This window comes from Pseudomonas yamanorum, from assembly GCF_013386765.1.
Taxonomy (GTDB): domain Bacteria; phylum Pseudomonadota; class Gammaproteobacteria; order Pseudomonadales; family Pseudomonadaceae; genus Aquipseudomonas; species Aquipseudomonas yamanorum_A.
Window position 1 is genome coordinate 32617 of record NZ_JACARE010000029.1, and the last position, 9693, is coordinate 42309.

The following is a 9693-nucleotide window of genomic DNA, read 5'->3' on the forward strand; positions in this document are numbered from 1 at the left end:
GCCAGCTCCCACAGTTGACCGTGCCCGCTGTAAGAGCGGAACCAATAGTGGCCGTTACCTAAATAATGGATATGTACTCAGCCCAGCACACCCCAACAGAGCCCTCAGCTCCCACCTTAGAGAGCCGCCATCGTTTGAGAACGCGTCGGACTCATCGCCGCCATCGCCACCGAAGTCGCCGCCGTGCGCGTCTCCACCCCCAACTTCACATACACATGCTCCAGGTGCTTGTTCACCGTCCTCGGGCTCAGTCCAAGAATGTCGCCAATATCCCGATTGGTCTTGCCACACGCCACCCAGCGCAGCACTTCCACTTCCCGTTCCGTCAGATGAAACCGCGCCGACAACAGCTTATGCGCCGGCTCATCCTCAAGGGTGATCACACTAGGCTGCGTCGCCGCCCGCGCCGACAACAAAATCCGCGATGTGCGCAAATGCGCCGCCACCCGCGCCAGCACTTCATCGGTCTGGATCGGCTTGGTCACGTAATCACTGCCACCCACCTCAAACCCCTGCACCACATGCTTGCTGTCGGTCAGCCCGGTCATGAACACCACCGGAATGTCCGCACTGGCCGGTTGCGCCTTGAGCCGGCGGCAGGTTTCAAAACCGTCCAGCCCAGGCATCACCGCATCCAGCAGGATCAGGTCCGGGCGCCGGCGTTGTACGCGGTTCAGGGCGCTGAGGCCGTCCAGCGCCACCAGCACCATATAGCCGGCGTCGTCCAGGGCGTCGGAGAGCATCGCCAGGTTGTCCGGGGTGTCGTCCACAATCAGCACCACGCCGGGCTCAGCGCTGCGGGTCAAGGCATTCATCTTCGGCCTCCTTCAGGATTCGGTTGAGTTCTTCCAGGCGAAAGCTTTTCAGCAGCGCCCGGAGCTTGTTGATGAATGGCGCGGTGCCTGGGCTTTGCAGCAGGATCGCGTCGAGTTTTTCATGCAGGCCACGCACGTAGCCGATGGCGCTCAGTTCGGCGAGCACGGCGAGGTCTTCGGCGTTGGGCAGCACGCCCGGTGTGGCGACCGGCGCGGCAATCGGTGTGCGGCGGCGCAGCCATTGCAAATCCAGGTGCAGTTGCAGGCGCCCGAGCAATTCCGGGGTGCGCACCGGCTTGGCCAGGTAGTCGTTGCAGGCGCCGGCAATGCTGCGTTCTCGGTCGTCGGTGAAGGCATTGGCGGAAATGACGATGATCGGCGCGGTGGACAACGCGTTGCGCCGGATCATCCGGCTGGTGGCCCAGCCGTCCATGGTCGGCATCGACAGGTCCATCAGGATCAGGTCCGGCGACAGCAGCGCCACCTGGCGGATCGCTTCCTGGCCGTTGCTGGCCTGGGACACCTCGAAACCCAAAGGCGTGAGCATGCCGCTGAGCACTTTGCGGTGATCCACATGGTCATCCACCACCAGGATGCGCCGCCGTTCGCCGTGGTAGCCGATGATGTCGTGCTCCACATGCACCACCGCCTGGGGCACCCGGACCTGGGACAGGAACAGCCGCACCTGGAAGCAGGTGCCCTTGTCCAGTTCGCTGACCACCCGCAATTCGCCGCCCATCAGTGAGGTGAGCATGCGCGTGATGGTCAGGCCGAGGCCTACGCCCTTGTCCTGGCGCATCAGGTCGCCGCGTTCGAACGGCTGGAAAATCCGCTCGATCTGCTCGGGGTCAATGCCGATGCCGGTGTCGATAATCTCGAAGTTGGCGGTCTCGCGCATGTAGCTGACCCGCAGGCGCACCTCGCCGCTGTCGGTGAAGTTGATCGCGTTGCCCAGCAGGTTGATCAGGATCTGCCGCACACGCTTTTCATCACCGCGAACCACGGCGGGGATCTTGCCCACGCAGTCCAGGCGAAAGCGCAGGCCTTTGTCTTCGGCCTGGGGAGTGAACATTTGCTCCAGGTCGTGGATCAGTTCCGGGAAGGGAATTTCGGTGAGTTCCAGGCGCAACTTGCCGGCCTCGATCTTGGCCACGTCCAGCAGGCCGTCGATCAGCGACAACAGGTGCGAGCCGCTGCGCAGGATGGTCGCCAGGGCGTCCTGGTGCTGCTCGGGCATGGCGCTGTCGCGCTGCAGGATCTGGGTGAAGCCGAGGATGCTGTTGAGCGGTGTGCGCAGCTCGTGGGACAGCCCGGTGACGTAGCGACTCTTGGCCGCGTTCGCCGCTTCCGAGGCCTCCTTGGCCTGTTGCAGGGCCTGGTCGGTGAGGCTGTGGGCGGCGATCTCCTGCATCAGCAGCGAGGTTTGCCGGTCGGACTCTTCCTGGGCCACGCGGCGGCTTTCGCGGGTGAGCACCACCCACCAGGCGAGCACGGCAGCCAGCACCGAGAGCGTGAGGAAGGCCTTGAAAAACGCCTGGTACAAGGTTTGCGAATGGGGCAAGCCCTGGGCCGCCTGCGTGTAGATCAGGGCCAGGGCGCCGGCGAGCATCAGTACCAGCGCCAGTAACAAGCCGAGGTAGTGCGCCAGCCGGGTATGCAGGCGCGGCACCAGCGTGGTCGGCAGCAACCAGCGCAATACGCCTTCGAACTGGCTGGCCAGGCGGGCGTGGGGTTTGCAGCGGTCGCCGCAGCGCGCATCCAAGGAACAACACAGCGAGCAGATTGGCGTGCTGTAGGCCGGGCAGAACGCCATGTCGGCGGTTTCAAACGGGTTGCTGCACAGCCCGCAGATCACCAGGCCGGTGCCGGGTTGCGGGTGAATCAACTGCGCCTCGCTGCTGCGCGCAATGTAGTAGCGGCCCTTGGTCAGCCACGCCAGCAGCGGCGCCATGACCAGCGCGGTGCCCAGCGCGACAAACGGCGGCGCCGCCTGGGACAGGGCGCCGAACAGGCCGAAGTGGGCGAGGATCGACAGCAGCGAGGCGATCAGCATCGAGCCGACGCCCACCGGGTTGATGTCGTAGAGGTGCGCGCGCTTGAACTCGATATGTTTGGGCGACAGGCCCAGGGGCTTGTTGATCACCAGGTCCGCCACCAGGGTGCCGATCCAGGCAATCGCGATGTTGGCGTAGAGCCCCAGCACCTGCTCGATCACATCGAACACCCCCAGCTCCATCAGCATCAGCGCGATGGCCACGTTGAACACCAGCCACACCACGCGGCCGGGGTGGCTGTGGGTCACGCGGGCGAAGAAGTTCGACCAGGCCAGGGAGCCGGCGTAGGCGTTGGTCAGGTTGATCTTCATCTGCGAGATGAACACGAACAGCACCATCGCTCCCAAGGCCCATTCGGGGGAGGAGAACACATAGCCGAACGCGACGAGGTACATCTGGGTCGGCTCGGCGGCGCGCTCCATGGGGATTTCATGTTGCAGGGCGAGGAAGGCCAGGAACGCTCCGGCAAACATCTTCAGGGCGCCCGGCACGATCCAGCCGGGCCCGGCGCATAACAGCGCGGCCCACCAGCGCTTGCGGTTGGCCGCGGTTTTTTCCGGGAGGAAGCGCAGGTAGTCCACCTGTTCGCCGATCTGCGTGACCAGCGACAGCGCCACGGTGCAGGCGGCGCAGAACGACAGCAGGTTGAAGTCGCCACCGTCGCTGCTGCGGCCGACAAAGCTGGTCCAGTCGCTGAAGGCCTCGGGGTTTTTCCACAGTACGAAGCCGTAAGGCAGCACCAGCAGCACCAGCCACAGCGGTTGGGTCCAGAGTTGCAGGCGGCTGATCAGGGTCACCCCGTACGCCACCAGCGGGATCACCAGCAGCGAGCAGATCACATAGGCGATGGCCAGCGGGATATGGAAATACAACTCCAGGGCCAGGGCCATGATCGCCGCTTCGAGGGCGAAGAACAGGAAGGTGAAGCTGGCGTAGATCAGCGAGGTGATGGTGGAGCCGATATAGCCGAAGCCTGCGCCGCGGGTCAGCAGGTCCATATCCACGCCATAGCGGGCGGCGTAGTAGCTGATGGGCAGGCCGGTGAGGAAGATCACCAGGCTGATGGCGAGGATCGCCCAGAAGGTGTTGGTGAAGCCGTAGCTCAAGGCCAATACGCCGCCGATGGCTTCCAGCGCGAGGAACGACACGGCGCCGAGGGCGGTGTTGGCGATGCGCAGTTCCGACCATTTGCGGAAGGATTTGGGGGTGTAGCGCAGGGCGTAGTCTTCCATGGTCTCGTCGGCGACCCAGGAATTGTAGTCGCGGCGGATCTTGACGATGCGCTGGGTGCCGGGGAGGGGATGCACGGTGGGTGGCTCCAGGAAGTGGGCAATGTGGGTCAGCAAGTTCCGTGCCCCGATTCAAAATGTGGGAGCTGGCTTGTGTGGGAGCCGGGCTTGCCCGCGATGCAGGCACCTCGGTGTACCTGAAGAACCGAGTTGTCTGCATCGCGGGCAAGCCCGGCTCCCACAGAAAGCCAGCTCCTGCATTGATCGGTAGTGTTTGGGCGGGCGGGATCCTGCTCGAAAATGGTGCGCAACGGCATACGTCAAATGACGTACTCCGTTACGTCAGGCTGCGTATACCCGGCGTGGCCACCTGCCGCCATGCTGAACCCCTCATTGCAGAGGAGTCGCCCCATGGAATCACGATTGATCCGCTCCAAACCGTTGTTGGCGTTATCACTGCTGGCGGCCAGTCTGTTCAGCCATGGCGTCATGGCCGATAACGAAGGCCTGGCGGTGACGCCGACCGAAGTCACCGTCGGCCAGTTGCACTCGGCCACCGGCACCATGGCGATTTCCGAAACCGGTTCGATCCAGGCCGAACGCCTGGCCATCGAACAGATCAACGCCTCGGGCGGGATCCTCGGGCGGCAGATCAAGGTGATCCAGGAAGACGGCGCGTCCGACTGGCCGACCTTCGCCGAAAAGGCCAAGAAGCTGCTGGTCAACGACAAGGTGGCCGCCGTGTTCGGCTGCTGGACCTCCGCTTCACGCAAAGCCGTATTGCCGATCTTCGAGAAAGAAAACGGCCTGCTCTACTACCCGACCTTCTATGAAGGCCTGGAACAGTCGAAAAACGTGATCTACACAGGGCAAGAAGCCACCCAGCAAATCCTCGCCAGCCTCGACTGGATCGCCAAGACCAAGGGCGCCAAAACCTTCTACCTGGTGGGCTCGGACTACATCTGGCCGCGCACCTCGATGAAGATCGCGCGCAAGCACATTGAAAACGTTCTGCACGGCACTGTGGTCGGCGAAGACTACTACCCGCTGGGCAACACTCAGTTCGGTTCGCTGATCAACAAGGTCAAGCTGAAAAAACCGGACGTGGTGTTCGCGGCAGTGGTGGGCGGCTCCAACGTGGCCTTCTACAAACAACTCAACGCGGCGGGTGTGAACTCGTCCAAGCAAACCCTGTTGACCCTGTCGGTGACCGAAGACGAACTGCTGGGCATCGGCGGAGAAAACATGGCCGGCTTCTACGCCTCGATGAAGTACTTCCAGAGCCTCGACAACCCGAACAACAAAGCCTTCGTGGAAGCGTTCAAGGCCAAGTACGGCAAGGACGCAGTCATCGGCGACGTGACCCAGGCGGCCTACCTCGGCCCATGGTTGTGGAAAGCGGCGGTGGAGAAGGCCGGCAGTTTCGACGTGGATAAAGTCGTCGCCGCGTCCCCGGGCATCGAGCTGAAAAACGCGCCGGAAGGCTACGTGAAGATCCACGAAAACCATCACCTGTGGAGCAAGTCGCGCATCGGTGAAGTGCAGCCCAATGGCCAGTTCAAGGTGATCTACGAGTCGGATCTGATCGAGCCGAATCCGTTCCCGAAAGGCTACCAATAACCTCGGGTCTGGCATTGAACCAAAGGCTGGAACTGTTTTTGTGTGGGAGCTGGCTTGCCTGCGATGCAGGCGACTCGGTTGTTCAGTTGTACCGAGGGGATGCCATCGCAGGCAAGCCAGCTCCCACATAAAACACAAGCAAAAGCAGATCGCATTTTTCATCCTTCACCTCCCGCTCAGGAGACCATCATCATGGAATGGCTATCGGAATTTGGAGCCATCGCGGCGATGCAGGGGTTCAACGGCTTGTCCGTGTTCTGCGTGCTGTTGCTGATGGCATTGGGACTGGCAATCATCTTCGGCCAGATGGGCGTGATCAACATGGCCCACGGTGAATTCCTGACCATTGGCGCCTACACCACCTACGTCTGTTCCAGCCTCACCGCGCACTTCGCGCCGAGCTTCCAGCCGTATTACTTTTTCGTTGCCATTGCCCTGTCATTCCTCGTCGCCGGTGCGGTTGGCTGGCTGGTGGAATGGGCGATGATCAGCCGCTTGTACAAGCGCCCCCTGGACACCTTGCTCGCCACCTGGGGCCTGTCCCTGGTGATGCAGCAAACCTTCCGCTCGGTGTTCGGCGCCCGTGAAGTGAGCGCCGAACCGCCGGCCTGGCTGATGGGTTCGGTGAACCTCAGCGACGCCATCGAGATCCCGCGCAACGGCCTGTTCATGATGGGCCTGACCGTGCTGCTGACCGGTGCGATCTTCGTCATGCTCTACCGCTCGCGCTGGGGCCTGCAGGTGCGCGCCACCGTGCAAAACCGCCTGATGAGCCGCGCGGTGGGCATCAATACGCGCAAGGTCGACCGCATGACCTTCGCGCTCGGCTGCGGCGTGGCGGGCGTGGCCGGTGCGGCGTTCACCACCATCGGCTCCACCGGGCCGACCGCCGGTTCGCAGTACATCGTCGACACTTTCCTGGTGGTGGTGTTCGGCGGCGCGCAGAGCCTGTTCGGCACCATTGCCTCGGCGTTCGTGATCGCCCAGACCCAATCGCTGTCGGAGTTTTTCCTCAGCGGCTCGATGGCCAAGGTGCTGACGCTGTCGTCGGTAATCCTGATCCTGATGCTGCGCCCGCAAGGGTTGTTCTCCATCAAAGTGCGCAAGTAGAGGCGAACCGATGAAGGCTTTAGACAAGCTGCTGGGCGGCCAGCAAAACCTGATCGGCATCGTGCTGCTCGCGTTGTTGATCCTCGTGGTGTTCCCGCTGACCCTGGATGCCTTCCGGCTGAACATGGTCGGCAAGTACCTGACCTACGCGTTCGTCGCAGTGGGCCTGGTGCTTTGCTGGGGTTATGGCGGGATTCTCAGCCTGGGGCAGGGCGTATTTTTCGGCGTCGGCGGCTACTGCATGGCGATGTTCCTGAAGCTGGAAGCGTCGGACCCGATCAGCACCAAGATCCAATCCACACCGGGCATTCCGGACTTTATGGACTGGAACCAGATCACCGAACTGCCGTGGCTCTGGCAGCCGTTCCACAGCTTTACGTTCACCCTGTTCGCGGTGATTGCGGTGCCGGTGCTGCTGGCGTTCATCATCGGCATGGCACTGTTCAAGCGGCGGGTGGGCGATGTGTATTTCTCCATCGTCACCCAGGCGATTGCGCTGATCCTCACGGTGTTGATCGTTGGCCAGCAGGGCCTCACCGGTGGCGTCAACGGCATCACCGACCTCAAGACCCTGCTGGGCTGGGACCTGCGCGGTGACGGCGCGAAGATGATCCTGTACTTCATCAATGCCGGCCTGCTGTTCGGCTGCATTTTCATTGGCCGTTTCATCCTCGCCTCGAAGCTCGGCCGGCTGTTGATGGCCATGCGCGACAAAGAAGAGCGGGTGCGGTTTTCCGGGTATGACGTGGCCAGTTTCAAGATCTTCGTGTTCTGTGTGGCGGCGGCGTTCTCGGCGATTGGCGGCGCGATGTTTGCCTTGCAGGTGGGCTTTATGTCGCCGTCGTTCGTGGGCATCGTGCCGTCCATCGAGATGGTGATCTTTGCCGCGGTGGGCGGGCGCATGTCGCTGCTGGGGGCGGTATATGGGGCGTTGCTGGTGAACTACGGCAAGACCTACTTTTCCGAATCCTTCCCGGAGCTGTGGCTGTACCTGATGGGCGGGCTGTTTATCGCCGTGGTCATGTACTTCCCCAACGGCCTGGCCGGGTTGTGGGACAGCCATGGTCGCCAGGCCCTGGCCAAGGTGTTGCGTCGTACGCCGGTGGTGAAAGCCGCCGAGCCTGAGCAGAACAAGCCCAAGGCTGAAGCCAAGATCCTGGAGACACAGCCATGACCGCCGTCGGTTTTGAAATGAAGAAACCGGTGCTGGCCATCGAAGGCCTCACCGTGTCATTCGACGGCTTCAAGGCGGTCGACAACCTCAACCTGTATATCGACCGCAATGAAGTGCGGGTGGTGATCGGCCCCAACGGCGCCGGCAAAACCACGGTGCTGGATTTGATCTGTGGCAAGACCCGCGCCACCAGCGGCAGCATCCAGTTCGACGGGCAGGAACTGACCAAGATGCGCGAATACAACATCGTGCGGGCTGGTGTGGGGCGCAAGTTCCAGAACCCGTCGATCTACGAGAACCTCACGGTGTTTGAGAACCTTGAGATGTCGTATCCGGCCGGGCGCAAGGTGTGGGGCGCGCTGTTTTTCAAGCGCAACGCCCAGGTGATTGCGCGGGTCGAGGAAGTGGCGCGGGAAATCTTTCTCGGCGATTTGTTGCAGCAGCAGGCGGACCTGCTGTCCCACGGGCAAAAGCAGTGGCTGGAGATTGGCATGCTGCTGATGCAAGACCCGGAGTTGCTGATGCTCGATGAGCCGGTGGCCGGGATGAGTGTCAACGAGCGGGCGCAAACCGCCGAGTTGCTCAAGCGCATCAGCCAGGGGCGCTCGGTGCTGGTGATCGAGCATGACATGGAGTTCGTCAAGAGCATCGCCCATAAGGTCACGGTGCTGCACCAGGGCAAGGTGTTGGCCGAGGGCAGCATGGAGTCGGTGCAGAGCAATCCGAAAGTCATTGAAGTGTATTTGGGCCACTGAGGAGTCGGGCATGTTCAAGATCGACAAACTGTCGTGCGGATACGGGCAGAGCCAGATTCTTCACGACCTGGAGCTGGATGTGGCGAAGCGTGAGATCGTCGCGGTGATGGGGCGTAACGGGATGGGTAAGACCACGCTGTTCAAGAGCCTGATGGGTATTCTGCCGCAGTGGCAGGGGCAGGTGAGTGTGGATGGGCATGATGTGTCTGCGCTGGAAATCCATGAGCGGGTGGAGCGGGGGATTGCCTATGTGCCCCAGGGGCGGATGATTTTTCCCAGCATGAGTGTGTTGGAGAATATTCAGACCGGGTTGCCGGCGGCGGCCCGGGGTAGGGTGCCTGAAGATTTGTATGCGTTGTTTCCGGTGTTGTATGACATGCGTTCGCGTAAGGGGGGTAATTTGTCGGGGGGGCAGCAACAGCAGTTGGCGATTGCCCGGGCGTTGGCGACTAATCCGAAGGTGTTGTTGCTGGATGAGCCGACTGAGGGGATTCAGCCTTCGATCATCAAGGATATTGCTCGTACGCTTAAGGAGATTCGCAATTTGCGGGATTTGACGATTGTTGTTTCTGAGCAGGTGTTGTCGTTCACGCTGGAGATTGCTGATCGGTTTTTGGTGATTGAGAAGGGGAGGTTTGTGATCGAGGAAACTCGGGATCGGGTGGATGAGGCAACTATCAGTCGGTATTTGTCGGTTTGATCTGGCGGGGTACATATCCGTTATTTAGGTAACGGCTACTTATGGTTTCGCTCTTACAGCGAGTCACTTTGCAAAAGCGGCAAAGTAACCAAAACGCTCTGCCCCGCCTGTCGGCGCCTCGCTTAGGCTCGGCGTCCCCTCACTCCGGGATTGCTCCGCGGGCCGCCGCGACGGGGCGTCCCTGCCCCGTCGCGGCTAAACCGGCGTCCTGCCGGTTTACCCGCTCCTCAATCCCT

Annotated in this window: 7 protein-coding genes; 5 read left to right on the forward strand and 2 right to left on the reverse strand. The window is 61.8% G+C overall.

All coding sequences use genetic code 11. From position 1 onward, the window contains the following. Positions 1-116: 116 nt before the first annotated feature. Entirely contained in the window at positions 117-815 is a 699-nt protein-coding gene (locus tag HX875_RS22755; protein WP_177045921.1) for a response regulator, read from the reverse strand. Beyond that, the gene (locus HX875_RS22760) at positions 790-4176 is read right to left on the reverse strand and encodes an ATP-binding protein (RefSeq protein WP_177045923.1); all 3387 of its coding nucleotides are present in this window, start codon (positions 4174-4176) and stop codon (positions 790-792) included. The genes HX875_RS22755 and HX875_RS22760 overlap by 26 nt, the downstream gene beginning before the upstream one ends. A 333-nt stretch (positions 4177-4509) precedes the next feature. Between HX875_RS22760 and urtA the strand changes: the two genes are divergently transcribed. From urtA to urtE, 5 genes are all read left to right on the forward strand, one after another. Next, positions 4510-5718, forward strand: coding sequence for an urea ABC transporter substrate-binding protein (gene urtA / locus HX875_RS22765; protein ID WP_017475234.1), 1209 nt, complete (start codon positions 4510-4512; stop codon positions 5716-5718). 192 nt (positions 5719-5910) lie between these two features. Beyond that, positions 5911-6828 (forward strand): urea ABC transporter permease subunit UrtB, encoded by a 918-nt coding sequence (urtB, locus tag HX875_RS22770; protein WP_177010127.1) that lies wholly within the window; start codon positions 5911-5913, stop codon positions 6826-6828. A 10-nt stretch (positions 6829-6838) separates the two neighbouring features. Then, entirely contained in the window at positions 6839-8002 is a 1164-nt protein-coding gene (gene urtC / locus HX875_RS22775) for an urea ABC transporter permease subunit UrtC (RefSeq protein ID WP_177045925.1), read from the forward strand. Next, positions 7999-8757, forward strand: coding sequence for an urea ABC transporter ATP-binding protein UrtD (gene urtD / locus HX875_RS22780; protein WP_003218258.1), 759 nt, complete (start codon positions 7999-8001; stop codon positions 8755-8757). Before urtC ends, urtD begins: the two co-directional genes overlap by 4 nt. A gap of 10 nt (positions 8758-8767) precedes the next feature. Then, positions 8768-9457 carry an urea ABC transporter ATP-binding subunit UrtE gene (urtE, locus tag HX875_RS22785; RefSeq protein WP_177045926.1) on the forward strand — a complete coding sequence of 230 codons (690 nt, stop codon included), beginning with the start codon at positions 8768-8770 and terminating at the stop codon, positions 9455-9457. The last annotated feature ends 236 nt before the right edge of the window (positions 9458-9693 follow it).